At 57.1% G+C, this 21,504-nt stretch carries 22 protein-coding genes; 9 read left to right on the forward strand and 13 right to left on the reverse strand.

The features are described 5' to 3' along the window. Window positions 1-6: 6 nt before the first annotated feature. Window positions 7-1,002 carry an ArsR/SmtB family transcription factor gene (locus AUC61_RS01250; protein ID WP_243244109.1) on the reverse strand — a complete coding sequence of 332 codons (996 nt, stop codon included), beginning with the start codon at window positions 1,000-1,002 and terminating at the stop codon, window positions 7-9. A 261-nt stretch (window positions 1,003-1,263) separates the two neighbouring features. On the opposite strand from AUC61_RS01250, the gene tkt reads away from it, so the two are divergent. The 7 genes from tkt (at window position 1,264) to fba (ending at window position 7,733) form a co-directional block, all read left to right on the forward strand. Further along, entirely contained in the window at window positions 1,264-3,261 is a 1,998-nt protein-coding gene (gene tkt, locus AUC61_RS01255) for a transketolase (RefSeq protein WP_243244110.1), read from the forward strand. Between the two features lie 147 nt (window positions 3,262-3,408). Then, window positions 3,409-4,458: an erythrose-4-phosphate dehydrogenase gene (epd, locus tag AUC61_RS01260; protein WP_243244111.1), complete on the forward strand. Its 1,050-nt coding sequence runs from the start codon at window positions 3,409-3,411 to the stop codon at window positions 4,456-4,458. Between the two features lie 16 nt (window positions 4,459-4,474). Continuing rightward, entirely contained in the window at window positions 4,475-5,638 is a 1,164-nt protein-coding gene (locus AUC61_RS01265) for a phosphoglycerate kinase (protein ID WP_243244112.1), read from the forward strand. A 28-nt stretch (window positions 5,639-5,666) separates the two neighbouring features. Further along, window positions 5,667-5,891 carry a hypothetical protein gene (locus AUC61_RS01270; RefSeq protein ID WP_122666926.1) on the forward strand — a complete coding sequence of 75 codons (225 nt, stop codon included), beginning with the start codon at window positions 5,667-5,669 and terminating at the stop codon, window positions 5,889-5,891. An 89-nt stretch (window positions 5,892-5,980) separates the two neighbouring features. Beyond that, window positions 5,981-6,178 carry a hypothetical protein gene (locus AUC61_RS01275; protein ID WP_122666925.1) on the forward strand — a complete coding sequence of 66 codons (198 nt, stop codon included), beginning with the start codon at window positions 5,981-5,983 and terminating at the stop codon, window positions 6,176-6,178. 53 nt (window positions 6,179-6,231) lie between these two features. After that, entirely contained in the window at window positions 6,232-6,552 is a 321-nt protein-coding gene (locus tag AUC61_RS01280) for an MliC family protein (protein ID WP_122666924.1), read from the forward strand. A gap of 116 nt (window positions 6,553-6,668) precedes the next feature. Beyond that, window positions 6,669-7,733: a class II fructose-bisphosphate aldolase gene (gene fba, locus AUC61_RS01285; RefSeq protein ID WP_027901305.1), complete on the forward strand. Its 1,065-nt coding sequence runs from the start codon at window positions 6,669-6,671 to the stop codon at window positions 7,731-7,733. A 203-nt stretch (window positions 7,734-7,936) separates the two neighbouring features. Here fba and AUC61_RS01290 read toward each other — a convergent pair whose 3' ends face one another. The 3 genes from AUC61_RS01290 to cdhC all read right to left on the reverse strand — a co-directional run bounded on the left by AUC61_RS01290 (window position 7,937) and on the right by cdhC (window position 10,523). Continuing rightward, window positions 7,937-8,416 carry a thioesterase family protein gene (locus AUC61_RS01290; RefSeq protein WP_243244113.1) on the reverse strand — a complete coding sequence of 160 codons (480 nt, stop codon included), beginning with the start codon at window positions 8,414-8,416 and terminating at the stop codon, window positions 7,937-7,939. A 135-nt stretch (window positions 8,417-8,551) separates the two neighbouring features. Then, window positions 8,552-9,517 (reverse strand): L-carnitine dehydrogenase, encoded by a 966-nt coding sequence (locus AUC61_RS01295; RefSeq protein WP_243244114.1) that lies wholly within the window; start codon window positions 9,515-9,517, stop codon window positions 8,552-8,554. A gap of 118 nt (window positions 9,518-9,635) precedes the next feature. After that, a complete protein-coding gene (cdhC, locus tag AUC61_RS01300) occupies window positions 9,636-10,523 on the reverse strand; it encodes a 3-dehydrocarnitine:acetyl-CoA trimethylamine transferase CdhC (protein ID WP_243244115.1) in 888 nt (295 codons plus the stop codon). Window positions 10,524-10,801: 278 nt separating this feature from the next. Here cdhC and AUC61_RS01305 point away from each other — a divergent pair, with 278 nt between their 5' ends. Then, window positions 10,802-11,737, forward strand: a complete 936-nt coding sequence (locus AUC61_RS01305; protein WP_243244116.1) for a GlxA family transcriptional regulator — start codon at window positions 10,802-10,804, stop codon at window positions 11,735-11,737. A gap of 287 nt (window positions 11,738-12,024) precedes the next feature. On the opposite strand, the gene AUC61_RS01310 is transcribed toward AUC61_RS01305, so the two are convergent. From AUC61_RS01310 to AUC61_RS01350, 8 genes are all read right to left on the reverse strand, one after another. Next, window positions 12,025-13,551, reverse strand: a complete 1,527-nt coding sequence (locus AUC61_RS01310; protein ID WP_243244117.1) for an amidase — start codon at window positions 13,549-13,551, stop codon at window positions 12,025-12,027. Between the two features lie 219 nt (window positions 13,552-13,770). Then, window positions 13,771-14,253, reverse strand: coding sequence for a hypothetical protein (locus tag AUC61_RS01315; protein ID WP_243244118.1), 483 nt, complete (start codon window positions 14,251-14,253; stop codon window positions 13,771-13,773). Between the two features lie 57 nt (window positions 14,254-14,310). Continuing rightward, the gene (locus AUC61_RS01320) at window positions 14,311-16,293 is read right to left on the reverse strand and encodes a FapA family protein (RefSeq protein ID WP_243244119.1); all 1,983 of its coding nucleotides are present in this window, start codon (window positions 16,291-16,293) and stop codon (window positions 14,311-14,313) included. Continuing rightward, on the reverse strand, window positions 16,290-17,000 hold the full coding sequence (locus AUC61_RS01325) for a PilW family protein (RefSeq protein ID WP_243244120.1): 711 nt from the start codon (window positions 16,998-17,000) through the stop codon (window positions 16,290-16,292). Before AUC61_RS01325 ends, AUC61_RS01320 begins: the two co-directional genes overlap by 4 nt. Further along, window positions 16,997-17,410, reverse strand: coding sequence for a hypothetical protein (locus AUC61_RS01330; protein ID WP_243244121.1), 414 nt, complete (start codon window positions 17,408-17,410; stop codon window positions 16,997-16,999). Before AUC61_RS01330 ends, AUC61_RS01325 begins: the two co-directional genes overlap by 4 nt. Beyond that, the gene (locus tag AUC61_RS01335) at window positions 17,394-17,855 is read right to left on the reverse strand and encodes a pilus assembly FimT family protein (protein ID WP_243244339.1); all 462 of its coding nucleotides are present in this window, start codon (window positions 17,853-17,855) and stop codon (window positions 17,394-17,396) included. The genes AUC61_RS01330 and AUC61_RS01335 overlap by 17 nt, the downstream gene beginning before the upstream one ends. Next, window positions 17,855-18,313: a type IV pilin protein gene (locus tag AUC61_RS01340; protein WP_279290872.1), complete on the reverse strand. Its 459-nt coding sequence runs from the start codon at window positions 18,311-18,313 to the stop codon at window positions 17,855-17,857. The genes AUC61_RS01335 and AUC61_RS01340 overlap by 1 nt, the downstream gene beginning before the upstream one ends. Before the next feature lie 200 nt (window positions 18,314-18,513). Continuing rightward, a complete protein-coding gene (locus tag AUC61_RS01350) occupies window positions 18,514-19,335 on the reverse strand; it encodes a DUF1828 domain-containing protein (protein ID WP_243244122.1) in 822 nt (273 codons plus the stop codon). A 382-nt stretch (window positions 19,336-19,717) separates the two neighbouring features. Here AUC61_RS01350 and AUC61_RS01355 point away from each other — a divergent pair, with 382 nt between their 5' ends. Continuing rightward, entirely contained in the window at window positions 19,718-20,275 is a 558-nt protein-coding gene (locus tag AUC61_RS01355) for a hypothetical protein (RefSeq protein WP_243244123.1), read from the forward strand. 447 nt (window positions 20,276-20,722) lie between these two features. On the opposite strand, the gene AUC61_RS01360 is transcribed toward AUC61_RS01355, so the two are convergent. Further along, window positions 20,723-21,409, reverse strand: a complete 687-nt coding sequence (locus tag AUC61_RS01360) for a DUF6680 family protein (protein WP_243244124.1) — start codon at window positions 21,407-21,409, stop codon at window positions 20,723-20,725. Window positions 21,410-21,504: the final 95 nt, after the last annotated feature.

Below are 21,504 nucleotides of genomic sequence, written 5' to 3' on the forward strand. Positions count from 1 at the left end.
TGAATTTTACCGATGGTGAGTGTTGCCAGCCGGTCGCTGAAAATGGCGGACCTGTATCTGGAAACCATTACGTAAGCCTACATAGAGGCTTTCCCCGGGAACTAGCCCCGCAGCGATGGCCCAACGGGCCAGATCTTCCTGTTCAAACCCTAACCAGAGATCGCCACAGGCCTCCTTGGCCCAGCTCTGATCGTGGCTACACAAGTCTGTCACTAACAGGCTACCGCCCGGTTGCAACAGACTTGCCAGTTGTTTGAGTGCCTCTGCCGGTGCGGCGAAATGGTGCAGCACCATGTTCAGTACAACGCAATCGGCGCTGACATCGACGGCATCCAGTACATCGGCGAGCTTTAGCTCAACATTAGTCAATGCCTGTGCAGCGCAAAGCTGACGGGCTATTTCCAGCATCGCCGGGCTATTGTCCAAGGCCGTTACGTGCTGGAAGCGACGTGCCAGATCCGGCAGAAAACCGCCATCTCCCGGCCCGACTTCCAATGCTGTTGCTTGCGAACCGAAGTTCAATTTGTCGAGCAGCGACAGCAGGCTGTCCCGGTACTGGGCAAGCCCGGCGATCAAGTCCTGCTGGGCGCGAAATTTCTCTGCCGTACGGGCGAAAAAATCCTGACTGGCATTGGCCCGCTGGCGATGTACCAGTCCGATACGGGACTGCACATCGTGAGGCAGAGCCAGCATGTCGACTTCATCAAGCATGGCCGCGTGCAATCTGCCGCCCGGTTGTCCGGTATGGGGCAGGGCGCGTCGGTAAAAAATAGCATTGCCTTCGCGTCGCGTTGCAACCAGATCGGCCTGGGCCAGCACTTTGAGGTGGTGGCTCATGCCGGACTGACCAATCGCAAAGATCTGCGCCAGTTCCAGCACGCCGAATGAATCATTGGCCAGCGCACGCAATACATTCAGCCGCAACGGATCGCCGCCAGCCTTGCACAAGGCAGAGAGGTCGTCGCAGTCGTCGTGGCGAATTGCAGGTACGCGCAGGTTCATAGGGCTGGCAGTCTAGTTAGCGACCCGTCTCCCCGCAAGGGCAATATCAAAAAGTTTTGATATTGCTTGATGGGCGGTGGATTCAGAGCCGTCTGGAGCCGCTTTTATGAGGTGGCAGAGCGACATGGATGAATAAATAACGAAGCGCGAGCAGGAAAAACAACCACAAGCCGCTATCTTTCATTGCTCCCAGGCAGTGCCTGAGGGAAAATGCTCGCCTTTTTCAGATCCATTCTTTTCCCAGTTCCCAGGAGATCAGCGATGCCCAGCCGTCGTGAGCGTGCCAACGCCATTCGTGCACTCAGCATGGATGCCGTGCAAAAAGCCAACAGCGGCCATCCCGGTGCCCCTATGGGCATGGCGGATATCGCCGAAGTACTTTGGCGCGACTATCTGAAGCACAACCCGAGCAACCCGAATTTCGCCGACCGTGACCGTTTCATCATGTCCAATGGTCACGGCTCGATGCTGGTCTACTCGTTGCTGCACCTGACCGGTTATGACCTGTCCATCGACGACCTGAAGAATTTCCGTCAGTTGCACAGCCGCACGCCGGGCCACCCTGAGTTCGGCTACACGCCGGGCGTTGAAACCACAACAGGTCCGCTGGGCCAGGGTTTCGCCAACGCGGTAGGTTTCGCAGTCGCTGAAAAGACTCTGGCTGCCCAATTCAACCGTCCAGGCCACAACATCGTTGATCACCACACTTACGTGTTCATGGGTGATGGCTGCATGATGGAAGGCATTTCCCACGAAGTGGGCTCGTTGGCCGGCACGCTGGGTCTGAACAAGCTGATCGCTTTCTACGACGACAACGGCATCTCCATCGATGGCGAAGTTGAAGGCTGGTTCACCGATGACACGCCAAAGCGCTTTGAATCTTACGGCTGGCTGGTCATCCGCAACGTTGACGGCCACGACTCGGAAGAGATCAAAACTGCCATCGACACCGCTCGCAAGAGCGACAAGCCGACACTGATCTGCTGCAAGACCACCATTGGTTTCGGCTCGCCAAACAAGCAAGGCAAGGAAGAGTCCCACGGTGCGCCGCTGGGTGCTGAAGAAATCGCCTTGACCCGTGCCGCCCTGAAATGGACCCACGGTCCGTTCGATATCCCGGCTGATATCTATGCCGAGTGGAGCTGCAAAGAGAAAGGCCTGGCGAGCGAAGCCGAATGGGATCAGCGTTTCGCTGCCTACTCTGCCGAATTCCCGGAGCTGGCCAACGAACTGATCCGTCGCATGAGCGGTGAGCTGCCAGCTGACTTTGCTGAAAAGTCCGCTGCCTACGTCGCTGAAGTCAACGCCAAGGGCGAGACCATCGCCAGCCGTAAGGCCAGCCAGAATGCACTGGGCGCTTTCGGTCCGTTGCTGCCTGAGTTCCTCGGCGGTTCGGCTGACCTGGCCGGCTCCAACCTGACCATCTGGAAAGGTTGCAAGAGCATTACCGGCGAAGACGCCAACGGTAACTACCTGCATTACGGCGTGCGTGAGTTCGGCATGGGCGCAATGATGAACGGTATCGCCCTGCACGGCGGCTTCGTGCCTTACGGCGCGACCTTCCTGATCTTCATGGAATACGCCCGCAACGCAGTGCGTATGTCCTCCTTGATGAAGAAGCGCGTGCTGTATGTGTTCACCCACGACTCCATCGGTCTGGGCGAAGACGGCCCGACGCACCAGCCGATCGAGCAACTGACCAGCCTGCGCACTACGCCGAATCTGGACACCTGGCGTCCTGCGGATGCTGTGGAATCGGCGGTGGCCTGGAAGTACTCCATCGAGCGCAACGACGGTCCTTCGGCGCTGATCTTCTCCCGTCAGAACCTGACTCACCAGGCTCGCGACGAAGCCCAGCTGGCGGACATCGCTCGCGGTGGTTACGTGCTGCGTGACTGCGTTGGCGAACCAGAATTGATTCTGATCGCTACCGGTTCGGAAGTGGGTCTGGCCGTTCAGGCATTCGACAAACTCAGCGCTCAAGGCCGCAACGTGCGTGTGGTTTCCATGCCATGCACCAGCGTCTTCGATGCTCAGGATCCGGGCTACAAGCAAGCCGTTCTGCCACTGCAGGTCAGCGCTCGTATCGCCATCGAAGCTGCTCATGCGGACTTCTGGTACAAGTACGTCGGCCTGGAAGGTCGCGTTATCGGCATGACTACTTTCGGCGAGTCGGCCCCTGCGCCAGCCTTGTTCGAAGAGTTCGGCTTCACCCTGGAAAACATCCTGGGTCAGGCTGAAGAGCTGCTGGAAGACTGATAGCGATTTATCTGCTGAAGCGGACCCTTGTGGGAGCAGGGCTTGCCCGCGATAAGGTCAGCTCGGTCTCAAGCACCGTGTTGACCTTATCGCGGGCAAGCCCTGCTCCCACAGAGTTCGCTTGGCAGTTTGCCCAACGAGAACCCCATGCCTCAGCACCGCCCTTTCAAAGTTGCACTCAACGGCTACGGCCGTATCGGTCGTTGCGTCGTGCGCGCACTTTGCGAGCGAGGGGCCAAGGCCGGTTTCGAAGTGGTTGCTATCAACGATCTGGCCGACATGGCCAGTCTCGAATACCTCACGCGCTTTGACTCCACACACGGTCGGTTCCCCGGCGAAGTGCGGGTCGAAGGGCAATACCTGCACATCAATGATCACAAGATCAAAGTGCTGCGCAGCGAGACGCCGGAAGGCGTTGACTGGGCGGCGCTGGAAGTTGATCTGGTGCTCGAATGTTCAGGTGTCTACAACACCCGTGAAGATGGTCAGCGCTTCGTTGACGCTGGCGCACCGCGGGTACTGTTTTCCCAGCCGATGGCAAGCGAAGCCGACGTCGACGCCACCATCGTGTTCGGCGTTAACCAACAAAAGCTGACCGGCACTGAGCTGCTGGTCTCTGCTGCGTCCTGCACCACCAACTGCAGCGTACCGTTGCTGCGCTTGCTGGATCAGGCCGTAGGGCTGGAGTACATCACCATCACCACGATCCATTCGGCGATGAATGATCAGCCTGTCATAGACGCCTATCATCATGAAGATCTGCGCCGTACGCGCTCGGCTTTCCAGTCGATCATTCCGGTGTCCACTGGTCTGGCGCGCGGTATTGAGCGGCTGCTTCCGGAACTTGCGGGCCGAATTCAGGCCAAAGCTGTTCGCGTGCCAACGGTAAACGTGTCCTGCCTCGATATCACCTTGCAAACAGCGCGGGATACCGACGCAGCAGAGATCAACCGCTTGCTTCGCGAGGCTGCTACCAGCGGCCCGCTGAAAGGGCTGCTGGCTTACACCGAGTTGCCGCACGCCAGTTGTGATTTCAACCATGACCCTCATTCGGCCATCGTTGATGCGAGTCAGACCCGGGTTTCCGGCCCGCGGCTCGTGAACTTGCTGGCCTGGTTCGATAACGAATGGGGTTTTGCCAATCGAATGCTTGACGTTGCTGAGCACTTTTTGCACGTCGCAGACCCACAACAGTAAAAACAGGGATTCACTCATGACCGTGTTGAAGATGACCGAGCTCGACCTGCAAGGTAAGCGTGTATTGATCCGCGAAGACCTCAACGTCCCTATCAAGGACGGCAAAGTCAGCAGTGATGCACGTATCCTGGCGTCGCTACCTACCATCAAGCTGGCGCTGGAAAAGGGCGCGGCCGTGATGGTCTGCTCTCATCTGGGTCGTCCAACCGAGGGCGAGTTCTCTGCCGAGAATAGCCTCAAACCCGTTGCTGACTACCTGAGCAAGGCCCTGGGCCGTGAAGTGCCACTGGTTGCCGATTATCTGGACGGTGTTGACGTCAAGTCTGGCGACATCGTGCTGTTTGAAAACGTGCGCTTCAACAAGGGCGAGAAAAAGAACGCTGACGAACTGGCGCAGAAATATGCTGCCCTGTGTGACGTCTTCGTCATGGACGCTTTCGGTACTGCGCACCGCGCTGAAGGTTCGACCCATGGCGTGGCCAAGTTCGCCAAAGTCGCTGCGGCAGGCCCGTTGCTGGCTGCTGAGCTGGACGCACTGGGCAAAGCCCTTGGCGCTCCGGCCCAGCCAATGGCCGCCATTGTTGCTGGCTCCAAGGTGTCTACCAAACTCGACGTGCTCAACAGCCTGAGCGCCATCTGCAACCAGTTGATCGTTGGTGGCGGTATTGCCAATACGTTCCTGGCTGCGGCAGGCCACAAGGTTGGCAAGTCGCTGTACGAACCGGATCTGCTGGATACCGCTCGCGAAATCGCAGCCAAGGTCAGCGTGCCATTGCCGGTTGATGTGGTTGTGGCCAAGGAGTTCGCTGAAAGCGCAGCCGCGACGGTCAAACTGATCGCCGATGTTGCCGATGACGACATGATTCTGGATATCGGCCCGCAAACTGCAGCGCATTTCGCCGAATTGTTGAAATCTTCCAAGACTATTCTGTGGAATGGTCCGGTTGGCGTGTTTGAATTCGATCAGTTTGGCGAAGGTACCAAAACCCTGGCTAAAGCCATTGCCGAAAGCTCGGCGTTCTCCATCGCAGGCGGTGGCGACACGTTGGCGGCAATCGATAAATATGGCGTAGCGGATCAAATCTCCTACATTTCTACCGGTGGCGGCGCATTCCTGGAGTTCGTCGAAGGCAAAGTATTGCCCGCCGTGGAAATTCTGGAACAACGCGCCAAGGCCTGAGGATCAGGCTTTGCAAAAGGGAAATGAAATGCTCAGGCCGCTACCGCTGCTCATCATCGCTGTACTGCTCGCTGGCTGCGCCACTGAGCCGGAAGCCGTAGAGGTTGTGCGTGAGCCTGCGCTGGTTCAACTGAGCTGTTATCAAGCGAACTGGCAGGCAGAGACCGTACCGGTGATCTACAAGCGCGGCGGTGAAGCTGTCTTGGACAAGTATGAATTCATGCCCAATCTCGGCCCGGTGGCCTGTCGTTAAGATGCGATCACGGAGATGAGTTTGGCAACATCTTGAGCCAGTGGTGGTCATTAAAGGGTGGATAACTTTTCTGAATAAGGAACTTCGCCATGAAAATCGCCGCCCTGGCCTTGATGAGTTGTGTGATATTCGCCGGTTGTAGCAGCCCTGGCACTCGTGCCAAGACGTGTGAAGTGCTCAGCCCGGCGTCCGTAAACGTGCCCACAACCCAGAATACTCAACGGGTTGAAGCGCAGGCTACGGGTGAGCCGGCCGATGATCGGAATCAGGAACAGAACTGCCCCTGAAGATTGAAGCGACTGGCATTTGCCTTGCTTCTCAGGGCAGGCCAGGAGACGTAATGAAAGGCTTGATTGCCCTTGCGACACTTGCAGTGCTTGGTGGTTGCGCCAGCATGAAGGCCCCGCAAACAGGTAATACCTGGACCAGTTGGGTTTGCGACAGCAAAGCCGAGGTCCACTGGCGTTACGTTGACCAGGCCAAGGCCGAAGTTGATGTGCGCCTGAATGAAAGCGATCAGGTTTTCCGGCTGACCGCCGAGCCTGGCTCGCCATCGCTTTATAGCAATGGTGTACTGGCTTTCCAGAACAAGGGCGACGAAGGCCTGGTGTACTGGGACGCTACCAACGATTTGATCGGGCGCGGTTGCAAGAAGCGTTGAACAAGCTGCACCGATGATCCAGCGCATGGCCTCAGGGCTAATGCGTAGAACTTGAATAGCAGCCGCCGCTACGGCAGGTTTGCACGATAACGACCCTACCGGGAGAGAGACAGACAATGGCACTTATCAGCATGCGCCAGATGTTGGACCACGCAGCCGAATTCGGTTATGGCGTCCCAGCTTTCAACGTGAACAACCTGGAACAAATGCGCGCCATTATGGAAGCGGCCGACAAGACCGATTCCCCGGTGATCGTTCAGGCCTCGGCCGGCGCCCGTAAATACGCTGGCGCGCCGTTCCTGCGTCACCTGATCCTGGCGGCAGTGGAAGAATTCCCGCATATCCCGGTGGTCATGCACCAGGACCACGGTACCAGCCCTGATATCTGCCAGCGTTCGATCCAGTTGGGCTTCAGCTCGGTCATGATGGACGGCTCGCTGGGTGTCGACGGCAAAACGCCAACCACCTACGAGTACAACGTTGAAGTGACCCGTCGCGTGGTTGCTTTTGCCCACGCATGTGGCGTTTCAGTTGAAGGTGAGCTGGGTGTTCTGGGTTCGCTGGAAACCGGTATGGCTGGCGAAGAAGACGGCGTTGGCGCTGAAGGCATGCTCGATCACAGCCAGATGCTGACCGATCCGGAAGAAGCCGCTGACTTCGTCAAGAAAACCCAGGTTGATGCACTGGCTATCGCCATCGGCACCAGCCACGGCGCTTACAAGTTCACCAAGCCGCCTACCGGTGACATCCTGGCGATCGATCGCATCAAGGAAATCCACAAGCGCATCCCGAACACTCACCTTGTGATGCACGGTTCGTCTTCGGTTCCGCAAGAATGGTTGAAAATCATCAATCAGTACGGCGGCGAAATCAAAGAAACCTACGGCGTACCGGTTGAAGAAATCGTCGAAGGCATCAAGCACGGCGTGCGCAAGGTCAACATCGACACCGACCTGCGTCTGGCGTCCACCGGTGCCATCCGTGAGTTCATGGCCAAGAACCCGGGCGAGTTCGACCCGCGTAAATACCTGGCCAAGACCGTAACTGCCATGCGTGACGTGTGTATCGCTCGTTATGAAGCGTTCGGCACTGCAGGCAACGCGTCGAAGATCAAACCTGTATCTCTGGATGCGATGTTCGAGCGTTACGCTCGCGGCGAACTGGATGCCAAAATCAACTGAGTCATGGTTGATTGAGCATTGAAAAAGCCCGCAGCGATGCGGGCTTTTTTGTGGGCGCTGTGGTGCTTGGGGACATGCCTGGGGACAACCGCTTGGAGCGAATTTATTCGCGAAGAGGCCGTCTGCTTCGGCAGCATCATTGGCTGACACACCGCCGTCGCGAATGATTTCGCTCCCACAGGATTTGTAGATGTCGCTTGGGTTCAGCTTTTTCCCGGCAATCCAATGACGCGCCCTATGTAGTGCGGCGTAGGTAAGTCTTTTTGGCTCGCAGCGATTGCTGACAGCTTGCCTAGAACAGCCTCACTGAACGGCGCAGACCTTGGACCGGCTGCCAGATCTACGTGGAGCAGCATCTGCTCGCTTGCAGAAAGCGGGTCATCGATGCCTGCCTTGTGAAGGCTGTGATAGAGGTGCACGCGCTTGTTGTCATGACCGACTATCTGCGTGCGCACTTCTACCTGCTCATCCAGCTTCACTTCATTCAGATAGTTGATGTGGCATTCAAGTGTGAACAGCGAATGACCGCTGGCATCCCGGTTGTCGCTGGTGAGGCCGATCAGGTCCATGAAGGCATCGGTGGCGTAGCTGAAAATCAGTAGATAAAACGCATCGCGCAGATGGCCGTTGTAGTCGACCCAGTCGGCGAGGATGGGGGTTTTGTAGGTGATGAGTTTTGGCATTTTTCGCCCCAATTTAAAGGCTCGCAGGTTTTTGTGGGAGCGAGGCTTGCCCGCGATAAAAGCAACTCGGTATGACAGGTGTACGGCGTCGCTCCAAACGCGAGCAAGCTCTGCTCCCACAGAGGGGCAGCAAACTCAATCGCTAAACGCGATCCCGTGCTTTTCTTTGGTGGCGCGCACTGCCTCCAGTACCGCCAGCAAACAGTCATCGCGATAACGCTCCAGCGCAGCGATGCTGTGGTTCCCGAGCTGATCGCGGGTGCCATCGACCACATCGTCGATCAGCTTGTCAGTCAGTTCCGGTGCCGGGAGATAAGTCCATGGCAGCTTCAGCGCAGGTCCGAACTGGTTCATGAAGTGCCGCATTCCGGCGTCGCCACCGGCCAGCGTATAAGTCAGGAAGGTGCCCATGAATGACCAGCGCAGCCCGGCACCAAAGCGGATCGCATCATCGATTTCCCCAGTGGTTGCGACGCCATCGTTGACCAGATGCAGCGCCTCGCGCCACAACGCCTCAAGCAGGCGGTCTGCGATGAATCCAGGGACTTCCTTGCGTACGTGCAGGGGGCGCATGCCCAAAGACTCGTAGACGCTAATCGCCGCCTGAATGGCCTCGGGTGCGGTGTGCTTGCCGCCCACTACTTCTACCAATGGCAGGAGATACACAGGGTTGAACGGGTGCCCGACCACGCAGCGCTCAGGATGGGTCGCGCTTTCGTAGAACTCGCTTGGCAATAGTCCGGATGTACTGGAGCCGATCAGCGCGTCCGGCTTGGCGGCGGCGCTGATCTTTGCGTGAAGCTCGAGTTTCAGGTCTAGCCGTTCAGGAGCGCTTTCCTGGATGAAGTCAGCATCCCGCACGCATTCTTCGATGGTCGTAACGAAGCGCAGACGATCCTGAGCTGCGCCAGACTTCAGGCCTTGTTGCTCCAGCGCAGGCCAGGCATTGGCGACCCGCTGGCGCAACGCGGTCTCCGCACCCGGCGCCGGATCCCAAGCGACAACGTCCAGCCCGTGGGCGAGCGCACGGGTAACCCAGCCGCTGCCGATGACACCGCTGCCCAGTGCTGCGAAGGTTTTGATGTGGGTGATGAAGGTCATATCGAGTCCTGGCTTTCAAGGAGGATTTATAGGAGCTGCCGAAGGCTGCGATTGGCCTGAGATCACAGCGACCGGTTCCCGATCGATCGCAGCCTGCGGCAGCTCCTACAGGTAGTTTTCAGCCGCGCTTGGTCAGGCGCATTTTCACGCGTCCTTCCGCCGGGGTTAGCACCCGGGCACCCAGCCGGGTGAGGATTTCACTGGCGCGCTCGACCAATGCTCCATTGCTGGCCAGCACACCGCGATCCAGCCAGATGTTGTCCTCCAGGCCGACCCGCACATTCCCGCCGAGCAACACGGCTTGCGCGGCCATAGGCATTTGCATGCGACCGATGCCGAAGCCGGCCCACACCGCATCGGCAGGCAGGTTATCGACCATGGCCTTCATCGTGGTGGTATCTGCCGGTGCGCCCCAGGGGATACCTAGGCATAGCTGGAACAACGGGTTGTCCAGCAAGCCTTCCTTGATCATCTGCTTGGCGAACCATAGGTGCCCGGTGTCGAAAATCTCCAGCTCCGCCTTCACGCCCAAGTCCTGAATACGTTTGGCGCCTGCGCGCAGTTGCGCCGGGGTCGAGACATAAATCGTGTCGCCATCGCCGAAGTTGAGCGTGCCGCAATCCAGTGTGCAGATTTCCGGCAGCAACTCTTCGACGTGAGCAAGGCGGGTCAGCGGACCGACCAGGTCGGTATTGGGGCCGAACTCCATCGGGCGCTCGCCCGGGCCGATCTCAAGATCGCCACCCATGCCAGCGGTCAGGTTGACGATGATGTCGATGTCCGCCTCGCGAATACGCTCCATCACTTCGCGATACAGCGCTACATCGCGGCTGAACTTGCCGGTCTGCGGATCTCTAACGTGACAGTGCACGACAGTCGCGCCAGCTTTGGCTGCCTCAACGGCGGCGTCGGCGATCTGTTTGGGCGTGATGGGGACCAGATGGCTTTTCCCGGTCGTGTCGCCCGCGCCGGTCAATGCGCAGGTGATGATGACGTCGTGGTTCATGAGGCAGGGTTCCTTACAGGCTTGCTTCGCTTTTGATAATGCAAAGCTACGCAGCCATGGCCTCGTGAAAACGCACAGCGGCGACCAGCACTTGCACGGTAGCGACATGGTCTATTGCTGTGTTCGCGGAACCGGCGTATTTCAAAAGAGCCATAGCCTGCGGTGATGCGGGGAGAGCAACTGAATGAGCTCCTCAAGATTTTCTGTTCACCGCATGATCGTCTGGTCTCAGCGATACAGCCTGTTTTACTCACTCCTTACTCAACAGAAGCGAATGCATGACTCAAGACTTCTATTTCCTGCTCATGCCCGGCTTCTCCGTGATGGGATTCGTATCGGCGGTAGAACCGCTGCGCGTGGCTAACCGGTTTGGTGGTGAGCTGTATCGCTGGCATGTGTTGAGTGTTGATGGCGGTGCGGTCATTGGCAGCAATGGCATGTCGGTCAACGCCGACGCCGCGCTGGAGCCGCTGAAGAAAGGGGCAACGCTCTGGGTAGTGGCGGGGTTCGAGCCTTTGAGAACTTGCACGCCGAAAATAGAGCATTGGCTGCGGCGGTTGGACAGTGAGGGTGTGACGCTGGGCGCTATCGACTCAGGCAGCTTTGTTCTGGCTCAGGCTGGTTTGCTGGATAACCACCGGCTGACCATGCATTGGGAAGCCATTGATGCTTTCAAAGAAACCTGGCCCGGGCTGCAGGTGACGCAGGAGCTATTCGAGATTGATCGACGCCGCATCACCTCTGCCGGTGGGACTGCCTCCATCGACATGATGCTCGACCTGATCGCTCAAGAGCACGGGCCTGAGCTGGCAATCAAGGTGTCCGAGCAATTTGTGCTGAGCCGCATCCGCCCGCGCAAAGACCACCAACGCATGCAGATCGCCACGCGCTTCGGCATCAGCAACAGGAAGCTGGTGCAGGTGATCGGTGAAATGGAACAGCACACGGAGCCGCCCTTGAGCACCCTGGAATTGGCCGAAGGCATTCAGGTGACACGCCGCCAGCTGGAACGGCTGTTTCGCCTGCACCTCAACGACACACCAAGTAATTTCTACCTCGGTTTGCGTCTGGACAAGGCTCGCCAACTGCTACGTCAGAGCGACATGAGCGTGCTGGAAGTGAGCATCGCCTGCGGGTTTGAATCGCCTTCGTATTTCACACGCAGTTATCGCTCGCGGTTCAGCCGATGTCCGCGGGAGGACCGCCGCGCGTAATAGGCGCTGCCTGCAATACCTTAGAACCGGAGCTGTGGGAGCAGAGCTTGCTCGCGATAAGCACACTGCGGTTTGCAGTCATAGCGCATTATCGTTCTTCGCGGGCAAGCCTCGCGCACATCAAACAACATGCAAATTACTGGATTGAAATGCACTGTCTGTAGGAGCCGCAAGGCTGCGAAGCATTTATCCCGACAGACCGAGATCGCAGCCTGCGGCAGCTCCACAGGTGTGTGATCCGGTATTGGCCGGTCCCGGACTCTGCGCAGCTCCCCTGCGTACTTTTATTAAACCGACGATACTTCTGTCGTACCAGTTATTCCGCCTTCACTCGAAGGAGGCGCGGTCACGATGGATTTCAGGTCAATCTTGCTCGTAAGTAACTTGTCGATATCCGGTTTCGGGCGCTTGAGTTCCGGGTTGTTTGCAGTGGCACGTTCGATCTGTTCGCCGCAGGCCAGCAGGTGAGCGTCTGCACGGAATGCGCCCACCACTTGCAGACCAAACGGCATGCCCACATGGTCAACGCCGCAAGGCAGCGACAGCGCAGGATTGGTTGCCAGCGTGACGACATAGGTCAGGGCCAGCCAGCGGTAGTAATTCTCCAGTTGTTTGCCATTGATGCTTTTCAGGTAAAGGTCGTTCCATGGGAAAGGGGAGACCGGCGTCGTCGGCGACAGGATCAGGTCGTAGTCTTCGAACAGCGCCTGGAAGCGGCGATAGATACGGGTTTGTTCAGTGGCGGCCCAGGCGCAGTCCTCCAGAGTCATGCGCATGCCCATTTCGTAATTGGCACGTGGGTTTTCGCCCAGAGAGTTCGGGTCACGCAGATAGGCGTCACGCGTCCCGGCGACGAAGCTCTCGGCGCGTAATACGTCAAAGCAGCGATCTGTTTCGCCCAACTGCATGGGGACTTCGTCGCAACTGCGGAAGAGCGGGCGTAGCGCGGCGATTTTGCTACGGAACACTTGGCGAATATCGTCATCGACATCGCAGCAACCGAAGTCTTCTGTGTAGCCAACCCGCAAGGTGCCGAGATCCACGTCAGGCAGGGCGCTGAACAAGGTTTTGTCGACTTCATAACTCAAGGGTTCGCTGACGTGAAACCCGGCCGTGGCTTGCAGTTGCAGCAGGGTATCGGCCACCGTGCGCCCCATGGGGCCGACGACCGAGATGGGCGTCCAGCCCAACAGGCGTCGTTCGCTGGGTACCAGGCCGGGAGACGGGCGTAAGCCCACAACGCCGCATTTCGCGGCCGGGATGCGTAATGAACCACCCGTGTCGGAGCCGCTGCACAAGGGCAGCATGTCAGTGGCCAGCGCCGCCGCCGAGCCACCGGAAGAACCGCCTGCGTTCAGAGCGGGGTTGAACGGGTTACCCGTTGCGCCCCAGACGTCATTACGCGTGTTGGCACCTGCGCCCATTTCCGGCACGTTGGTCTTACCGGTGACAATGGCTCCGGCCGCGCGCAGTCTCGCAACCAGCGTGTTGTCTTTGGCCGGGACGTTATTGCGATAGAGCGGTGATCCGTAGGTGGTCAGCAGCCCTGCGGTGGCTTCCAGATCCTTGATGCCGATGGGCAAGCCATGCAGCAAACCCAAGGGTTGACCCGAAAGCACCGCCTGCTCCGCATCACGAGCCTGTTGCCGGGCTTGATCAAAGCATGTGGCGGTGACCGCATTGACGTAAGGGTTGACCCGCTCGATGCGCTCGATGCACGCGTCCATCAATTCCACAGGGGAAATCTGTTTGCTGCCGATCAGGCGGCGCAACTCAACGGCGGTTTTTTCCACAAGCTCATCGGGACGGGGCATTCGAGATACCTGGCAACAGTGATTGTTGCCTCGAATCTAGAGCAGTCCGAGGCTTGCCACAATTTCAAGTTTTCGAATGTTTTATTGCTGTTTTGGCATGGGTTGTTGGTTCGGCGCGAGACTGCTGTGGGAGCTGGCGAAGGCTGCGAAAGCATTTCTTCTGGTGCACCGAGATCGCAGCCTTCGGCAGCTCCTACAAAACCCTGCACTGAATACGGATCACGAAGCCTTTTGGTCCCGAACCATCAGCAACCGCGACGCTTCGTTATAGTCCGCCTGGAACGCAGGGCTGCCGATCCATTCGATGGCCGTGTCTTCGTCCTCGTCAAAGAACATCGCACGGTAGGTGATCAACAGGCCCATCATGAAGTCGGTGGCTTGCTCTTCGTCCTCTTCGGCAATGACCAATGCCAGCACGGGGTACTGCAGGAATACGGCGCACATTGCCAGCTGGCTGATGGCCTGAGCGGCTTTCATGGTCTGGAACAGGTCGTCGAAGTCGGCCGGGTCGAAACCGTTTTCCACGATGTCCTTGAAGTCGAAGGTGCTCAGATCGAGTTCGACATCATCGAAGGGCTGGTCAACCAGCGGCGAAGCGAAGACCGGGTGCACCACTTTTTTGCCGGGCTTTTGCGAGCGATTTTGCTTGGCCTTGGCTTTCGCCCGTTGAGCGCGTTTTTGCTGCTTGTCTGGCGAAGCCACCGATGAATATCCTGATCTTGAAGTTGAGTTACCGAGACGAGCCTTGCGCTGCCCGCATCACAAATAGCGCGTCCACTTTACTGCGACAGTCGTTCCAGTGGAACCCGTGCAGTTACTGGTACACGCTGGCTGCCCCCCCGCAGGTATCTGTCCGGGCATATAGGTATCTGGCAGATTGCTCAGGTCGATCAGCGTTGAGCCTCCCCAGGCATTTGCGGGCGTAGCCCCTTGAGCAGCAGCTGTGACATAGCCGTGCACGGTGCTGCTTCCCTCGGTAAGGAACACATCTCCAGCCACGATACTGCCGTAAACCACGCTTGAGGAGCCTAGCGTGATCGCACCTCCGGAAAATACGCCATTGGTGAAACTGCCATCCAGATAACCAACGTTACCCAAGGCGTTGGATATCAGCTTGGCGCCAGCCGTGTCGCAGAAGTTGGTCGGGTACATGCCTGCGAAGTCGTTCGTTGAGTCCTTCAGAAACTTGTTGGTGCAGACGACTTTGTAGCCTGCGTAGTTCAGCGCATACAGAACGTGAGCACCACTGGTGGTGATATTGCCGGTAGCCACCACCGTGTTGTAGTACTCACCGTTGCTCATTTGCAGGTTGCCCTTGAACCACAGCGCACCGGGCGCCAGGTTCTTGCCCGAAACAGTCCATGTGCCGTTGGCGTAAGTGATACATCCGTTGTAAGTCGACTGGCCCTGGCACAGGGTGCGGGTGGTTGAGTCAGGAGCGGCGGGCGATGTGCAGTTGTTCGAGCTGTCGACGTTCTTGCACAGGAAGTCGTTGTAGCCCCTGTTGTTCTGTTGGGGGTAATTGCCTAGATAGTAAATTCCGTTGGTCAGCCCGTTGATGTTCTGGACCGTGACCTGCCTTTTGCCATTCACATATTCGAACACATAGTTCGAGGCGTCCTTGAAGTCATAGGCATCAACCTTGACGGTGTCCTCGACCTTTGCAGTAAGTGGCGTAAACAGCGTCACGGTTACATCAGTCGGGGCAACCACTGCGGTTGTATTCGGGCAATTACTGACGCTTTTGGCTTTGATGGTGCCTTGAGGAAACCAGTAAGGGCTTGGGCACGTAACATTGGCTTTGCTATTGATGCGGTTGATGCTTGGCCAGCTGGTAACGGTAACGTCGCCAACCGCATTAGCCTCAGTTGTTGTGCCGTTGCTTATCGCGATGGTTTTGCCCGCATTCAGCGTCCCTAGCGTTCCGCCCGTCGAGGTGATGATTTTACCGAGTGCGTTTGCGGAACCTACCGAACCGTTGGTAATTGATATATCGCCATTGGTATAAAGCGTTCCTTGGGAGCCGCCACTGGCTAAAGTGATGTTGCCCAGGGCTGAGCCTTTTTGGGTGCTGGCCGAACCATTGAGTGTAAGCGTTCCATTGGCGAACAACTCGTCAACCTGAATGCCGCCACCGATGACTATATCGCCGCTGGCCTGCAAGGACTGTAAGCCCGTGACGGAGCCGCTCAGGTTGGCATCGCCCTTTACCGAGACCTTCGCGTTGGGATTGCCTTTGAAGGTGATCGATCCGGTCAGGTTAAGCGGCTTACCTATCTTGATGATGTCGCTCTGTGTGGTCACGCCTGCGGCCGACGCGAATTTCACGTTATAGAAAACCTGCAGCGTCGCGGTTGCACCCGCTGCACCGTTATTACCTGCTGCTGATGAAATATTGAAGCCGATGATGCCGGTCGCTTTGACGTAAGGCTCTGAAACGCTAATCGTCAGCCCGTTGATATTGCTCGCCAGGTTACCGGTAAGCGCAATCAGGCGATCTTCAGGCTGTGTCTGGCTGGCGATGTCCAGCAAGTAGAGGCGCACCAGCTCCACACCTTCCCAGGCTCTGGACTCGGCCGGAACCGCCGCATGGCTGGCCATCTGCTGGTCTTGAGCGCTGCGGATGCCATACACCATACCCATGGCTGTTACGGTCATCGCCATGCCGGTGAGTAGCATGACAAGCGTGGTCGCCATGCCCCGTTGGCGTGCTCTGGACTTGAGGCCAGCCTTGGAAATCATGAGGCGCTCGGCTTTTCAAGGTTGGGCAGGCACGTGGTGCTTTTGCTTTTGACGTAAGCAGGCTGTGGTTCGCTGCTGTTGATGTCTATCGTGCTCGTGCTGGCGGTCATCATGACTTGCAGACGGTTGACGGTTGCGTCGGCGGTTTTCCCAAAGGGCCAGCAGGGTGCGTAGAACACCGAGAAAAATGCTGCGGGTTGATTCGTTTCAATCAGCGCAATACTGGTCCATGTCGTAGTGCCCCACTGCGATACCAGCGAGCAGTTAGTGCCGCCTTGCAGGCGCAGAAGGCTTCCTGTTTCCTTGCCGCTATCTTTCTTCATCAGCAATCCGGAGCAGACCGCGCTGCCGGTTGCGGTGGGCTTGTAGGTCCAGACCATGGCATTGCCCGTTGCGGGAGCCGTCGACGTGGCGGCATTAAACGCACGGGGTGTTCCTGTCAGCGTGCCGTTGCTCAGATTTGCGTCGTTAAGCAAGATGATCTGCACAGGGTTGGCATCAACACGAAAACCCGCATTCAACAATTCACGCTGCGCCGTCAGTACGGCTGCGGCAATCTGGCCGTCTTGCCGGGAGTCCTGGATGGACTGCACGGACACGCCGATCAGGTTTTTGTACAGCGAGAGCAGCGCCAGAATGCTGATCATCGACAGGCTTACGCCCACCAGCAGGCTGACCAGGTTAAAACCGCGCTGGGTATGTTTCATGTCTCGTCGCCGACGCGAATCACGCCACCGAACAGCGCGCTGTCAGAGGTGCGGGTCGTGAGTACCACGGTGCCTAGCGAAGCACCGCCCGTGACTGTGCGCCCGCCGATGGTTACGGCTGATGCGGCGGTGCAGGCGACATCCAGATTGATGGCGTTGGTTTGTGTCGGCAGCGTAATGGTAGCCAGCGAAGCGTTGGTGCACAGCGCTTTGCCATTGAGTGCGAGCAGATTGCGCATCTGGCTGACGGCGACGTTTTGCAGCTTCATGTCGCGCTGAGTGTTGGTCGCTCGCGATGACGCGTAGCTGATGCCCAAACCTATGATCGACATGAGGACAATGCCGATTAGTGATTCCATGAGTATGTCGCCGCGTTCCTTGCGCCCGTTACCGCTAAATGATCGGGACATTGAAGGTGCTCTCGCTGCCTGCCGTAACGTCGATGCTGGCGGTGGTGCAGGCATTACCGCCCGCGACCGGCAAGCCGCGACTATTGAAGGCCACGCAGGAAACATCCGAGCCGCCCACCTTGACCCCGACGGAGGAGGGCAGTTGTGCGGTCCAGAGCGGTGTTGCGCTGGAGGTGCAGTCCACGCTGGTGGCCATTTTGAATAGCTTCAGCGTCTGGCCTGAGCGGCACAGGGCGGCGGCGGCCACATCATCACGGGCGCCTTCCGGGTTACGCAGTGCGGTGGCCTTGGCGCGGCTGATGCCCTGCTTCAGTACCCCTGCAGCCTCGCGCTGCTTGGCGCTATCGCTCCACGCTTTGGTGAAGGGCGCGCCAATGGCCAGCAAGATGCCGAAAATAGCGATTGTGATCATCAGCTCGATCAGCGTGAAACCCTTTGCGCGCATCACAGCCACGCGCCGTTGTAAGGGCTGCAACTGGCGACCGCACGGACATTGTCTTGAGTCAGGGTGATACTGCAGCCATTGACTTTGCCGCTGTTGCCCAGGGCTTCCAGCTTGTAGGTGGAGTTGGTCGACGTCACGATCTTGTAGGTGAACGAATCGGACTGGCTTGGCTGCCAGGCGGCCGACGTGCAGCCAGTGCTGCCTGTGGTCGCCACACACTTTGTGTCCGCGGTGGTGCTGGACGTCGTGGTCCCGTAAACCAGTTGGCGCTGGAAACGGTTTTCCATGACCAGGCTCAATGCAGCCAGATCAGCCTGAGCCGATTTGATTTTGCTCTTGGTGACGTAGCTGTCGTAGGCGGGGAATGCGATGCCAGCCAGGATGCCGACAATGGCTACGGTGATGAGCAATTCGATCAGCGTAAAACCAGAAGACTTGCTCGCGCCTGAAGCACGCATATGGAAACCGCCAAGGGGAACTAAAGTATTAATGCGATATTACTATGCCATACCACCTGCCGTGAACTGGCGTGGATCAATGGCTGGACGGATCCGATGACCGGTCGTCGGTATCTGAGGCACCTATATTGAGCGAGGGGTGGCAGGAGTTGTGAGTTGTGCATGAAAACTTGAGTGCTTGGCGTCCCATCGTAAGAGCATCAGTGCTGGGACTCTGGTGAGAAACCCCTTTTCTCGAGGTCGGTAAAAAGTACGGCCTTTACGAGCGACGAAACGATTCCGCACTCCGTAGCCGCTAATGCTCTGTCAATCCTGTCGTCAATTATCACCAATAAGTCCTGACCACTGGAGTATGGGCTGCTGAGGACATCGCCAGCCTTGCGCATCACGCTGCCTGTAGCGTTGGCGTTAGGGTTGATTGCATCGACCAGCAAATTATCGAGCTGAAAATCGAAATGATGATCGCGCTGGGACAAGCCTCGAACTTTTGGGTTAAGCGTCAGCTTTGCGTTCGGCTTCCACTGGCGCAGCAGCATCGCGACTTCGTCAACGAAGGTATTGGTGTCGACCGGTGCGCAGAGCGATTCCCGCTCATAGTTAATGACAGAAAGAATGCCCTCTAGGTAGCGAGCTATAAGCCTTGAGGCGTCATCCTTCGGGCCGGACGCCTTGATTTCTCCGTCATCACTGATACCCATCCCAAAAAGCTCAAGCCGGTTACGAATCGACGCCCAGCGACGCTTGTCGCCGACGGCAAGGCCAACGCCCATCAGGTGCGCAAGAGTGTCGCCATTGTCACTAAGCACCAATGCATTACCGTGCTCAATTACGTAGAAGGCAACCGGTTCACCATCGGAGAATGAGAATGACGTGTCGACTTCGAGCACAGATCCGTGATGCCGTCCCTGAACCGACCTGCATTCAAAACCCAGATTATTCATCAGCCAGTTACATTCCTTCCCCTCAAATGAAAGTTCGCCTGCATACGATTTGCGCAGCCTGATTAGCTCAATGTCATCCATTTCGTTGATGCTCTGGACCGATATCGATAGTTGGATGCAGCCTGATCCTCGCTGGATAAATTGGGCGACGATGCATCTGGCCAGCAAGAATACGGAGCACGACCGGGTTTTGCTGTCAGTCCATTCCGTTTCTGGTGTGTGGCTTTTCCACGATAGTGCACAAACTGCTTAAATGTCTGATGGCGTGCGAAGTGGCAAGGGGGGCAGGAGGGAAGGAGTCCCAACCCACCGGAGTCAGTTGTCTACTTCCTCATTCTGGACATCGGAATGGGCATTGCGTACTGCCACTTCAACCTCGATCCCGGTAAAGAAAGTATTCAGTGATACGTTGGGCTACTGTTACTCGCGAAAAATTCACTGACGCAAATCTTCAAGGATTGAAATGAAAGTCACATCGCTTGTGTTGTTCGCCTTTGTTTTGCTCTGCGGTTGCACCACGCCGCTAACCTCCGACATGTCTAGCCCGTCGATTGCCGAAACCAAAACGGTTATGTTCGGCGGCAAGACGTTCGTCCTGAAATTCCAGAAACCGGGCTTGTGGGAGTATTTCCCGCCAGAGGAAAGCATGGATGCCTGGACTGAAATGGTGGACTTTACCGTCGTCCCTCGTGAGATGAACCGCTTCACACCCCTCGACCTCGGAAAGCGCGCCATCCAGCTTCATCAGCAGGAAAACCCGAACATGCCGGCAGTCCTGCTGACCGACAATAGAACCGGGATCGATTACGCGATGATGTTTTATCCCAAATCATTGCGTAAAGACGGGCAATTCTCGGAGATCAGCTATTTCAAGTATTACAGGGACGGCGCTACCGGCCAGACCATCATCTTTCACTTCGCCAGGAATATTCCCAAACCGGGCAACCCCTCTGCCAGCGCAGCAGAGATGGGCCAGGAGATACCGCCGCTGATGGAAGCATTCCCGCTTTACCGGCCGTAATGCCACTGAGCGGGCAGCACGAATCGATTCGAAGGCGGTGATCGCCCGCAAAGCGTCTGAAAGGTTTTGGATTTGAAGGGTGTTGCAGGAGGAGCGATATGGAGGCGACTCCTCCAGCCACACCCGGCACACAACGTCCCCGCTGTTCCGGGGCTGACCAGGTTCACGGGTAATCGTTGGGGGCGAGGGGGGCAATGGGGCCACACTTTGTACGCTATCGGAGCGCAGCTTGGAGGTCCAGAAACTAAAAAACCCTGAGACCTTGCGGAATCAGGGGTTCCGGTATTAATGGTGCCGAAGACCGAATCGAACTGTGCCCTGCGTGTACTGGCCGCGTGGGGTTCTTCCTATTTTGCTTTCCGGTCTGCCCCCAAAAGAAACTTTGACTTCAGTTCAGATGCTAAAACGTTTTTCTTACCAGATGTTTAGGGTTTCTTGACTCAATTTCTAAGGTTGTTGCGACTCCAGTGGCAACTGAGGTCCTAGTCCTCGATCAACTGTCTCTGGTATATCAATCTTGACTCGCAAGCTTCCTGCGCCGGTCAGGGCTTCCGTCAGCCCTTTATGCAGGTTGATTTGCGAGGCAACTATCTGAGGATCAACAGCAATCCCAGTCACGTTCATGCTTATGGGCTGTTCGCCGCCAAGCACCTTTATAGCGAGTCGACGAACCTGAAGCTGCTCACTCTCCATGTCTGTATGTCCACGAGGGATGTATGCACCGTTCCTCAGTAGAACTCTGTCGTACCTCAAGTCCAGGTCGGTAGCCATGGCCGAAAGCAGCAAAACGAGCATCTCTGTTTGCTTTTCCATCCAGCGGTCGTAGTTGTGCTCGTTCAGATCGGTCGTAAGATGCGCTAGGTAGTCTCTCCATGAATCGAGCACATCCGTTTCGGACTTAATTCGCTGTCGCTTGCTCCCGCCGTTGAAGACCAAGTCAATCATGTTTAAAGCTTCAACATGGCTCGGTGATAAGCGCGATGCCCTTGTGGCCATCAAGGTGCTAAAAATCCTCATTTTATGATCCTTGAGGGAGTTTCTGCGCTCGAGAAACTTTTGTACCTGCACTGCGAAGATGGGGCCTAAGAAGGTTGCAACGATCGTACTGGCCCCCAAGATCAATGCTGTTTCCATTCCGGTTGCTCCCTTGCTAAAAATCCAGTTTGGCACCAATAGGCTGTCTTATCCATAAAACGACAATTCATGGGGCGGCAAAATCTGAGCTAGGA

Source organism: Pseudomonas maioricensis, from assembly GCF_022790535.1.
In the GTDB taxonomy this organism is placed as follows: domain Bacteria; phylum Pseudomonadota; class Gammaproteobacteria; order Pseudomonadales; family Pseudomonadaceae; genus Aquipseudomonas; species Aquipseudomonas maioricensis.

Excerpts from the sequence above, each read along its gene's own strand:
- AUC61_RS01250 (WP_243244109.1), bottom strand. The coding sequence starts at position 1,002 with ATGAACCTGCGCGTACCTGCAATTCGCCACGACGACTGCGACGACCTC.
- tkt (WP_243244110.1), top strand. The coding sequence starts at position 1,264 with ATGCCCAGCCGTCGTGAGCGTGCCAACGCCATTCGTGCACTCAGCATG.
- epd (WP_243244111.1), top strand. The coding sequence starts at position 3,409 with ATGCCTCAGCACCGCCCTTTCAAAGTTGCACTCAACGGCTACGGCCGT.
- AUC61_RS01265 (WP_243244112.1), top strand. The coding sequence starts at position 4,475 with ATGACCGTGTTGAAGATGACCGAGCTCGACCTGCAAGGTAAGCGTGTA.
- AUC61_RS01270 (WP_122666926.1), top strand. The coding sequence starts at position 5,667 with ATGCTCAGGCCGCTACCGCTGCTCATCATCGCTGTACTGCTCGCTGGC.
- AUC61_RS01275 (WP_122666925.1), top strand. The coding sequence starts at position 5,981 with ATGAAAATCGCCGCCCTGGCCTTGATGAGTTGTGTGATATTCGCCGGT.
- AUC61_RS01280 (WP_122666924.1), top strand. The coding sequence starts at position 6,232 with ATGAAAGGCTTGATTGCCCTTGCGACACTTGCAGTGCTTGGTGGTTGC.
- fba (WP_027901305.1), top strand. The coding sequence starts at position 6,669 with ATGGCACTTATCAGCATGCGCCAGATGTTGGACCACGCAGCCGAATTC.
- AUC61_RS01290 (WP_243244113.1), bottom strand. The coding sequence starts at position 8,416 with ATGCCAAAACTCATCACCTACAAAACCCCCATCCTCGCCGACTGGGTC.
- AUC61_RS01295 (WP_243244114.1), bottom strand. The coding sequence starts at position 9,517 with ATGACCTTCATCACCCACATCAAAACCTTCGCAGCACTGGGCAGCGGT.
- cdhC (WP_243244115.1), bottom strand. The coding sequence starts at position 10,523 with ATGAACCACGACGTCATCATCACCTGCGCATTGACCGGCGCGGGCGAC.
- AUC61_RS01305 (WP_243244116.1), top strand. The coding sequence starts at position 10,802 with ATGACTCAAGACTTCTATTTCCTGCTCATGCCCGGCTTCTCCGTGATG.
- AUC61_RS01310 (WP_243244117.1), bottom strand. The coding sequence starts at position 13,551 with ATGCCCCGTCCCGATGAGCTTGTGGAAAAAACCGCCGTTGAGTTGCGC.
- AUC61_RS01320 (WP_243244119.1), bottom strand. The coding sequence starts at position 16,293 with ATGATTTCCAAGGCTGGCCTCAAGTCCAGAGCACGCCAACGGGGCATG.
- AUC61_RS01325 (WP_243244120.1), bottom strand. The coding sequence starts at position 17,000 with ATGAAACATACCCAGCGCGGTTTTAACCTGGTCAGCCTGCTGGTGGGC.
- AUC61_RS01330 (WP_243244121.1), bottom strand. The coding sequence starts at position 17,410 with ATGTCCCGATCATTTAGCGGTAACGGGCGCAAGGAACGCGGCGACATA.
- AUC61_RS01335 (WP_243244339.1), bottom strand. The coding sequence starts at position 17,855 with ATGCGCGCAAAGGGTTTCACGCTGATCGAGCTGATGATCACAATCGCT.
- AUC61_RS01340 (WP_279290872.1), bottom strand. The coding sequence starts at position 18,313 with ATGCGTGCTTCAGGCGCGAGCAAGTCTTCTGGTTTTACGCTGATCGAA.
- AUC61_RS01350 (WP_243244122.1), bottom strand. The coding sequence starts at position 19,335 with ATGGATGACATTGAGCTAATCAGGCTGCGCAAATCGTATGCAGGCGAA.
- AUC61_RS01355 (WP_243244123.1), top strand. The coding sequence starts at position 19,718 with ATGAAAGTCACATCGCTTGTGTTGTTCGCCTTTGTTTTGCTCTGCGGT.
- AUC61_RS01360 (WP_243244124.1), bottom strand. The coding sequence starts at position 21,409 with ATGGAAACAGCATTGATCTTGGGGGCCAGTACGATCGTTGCAACCTTC.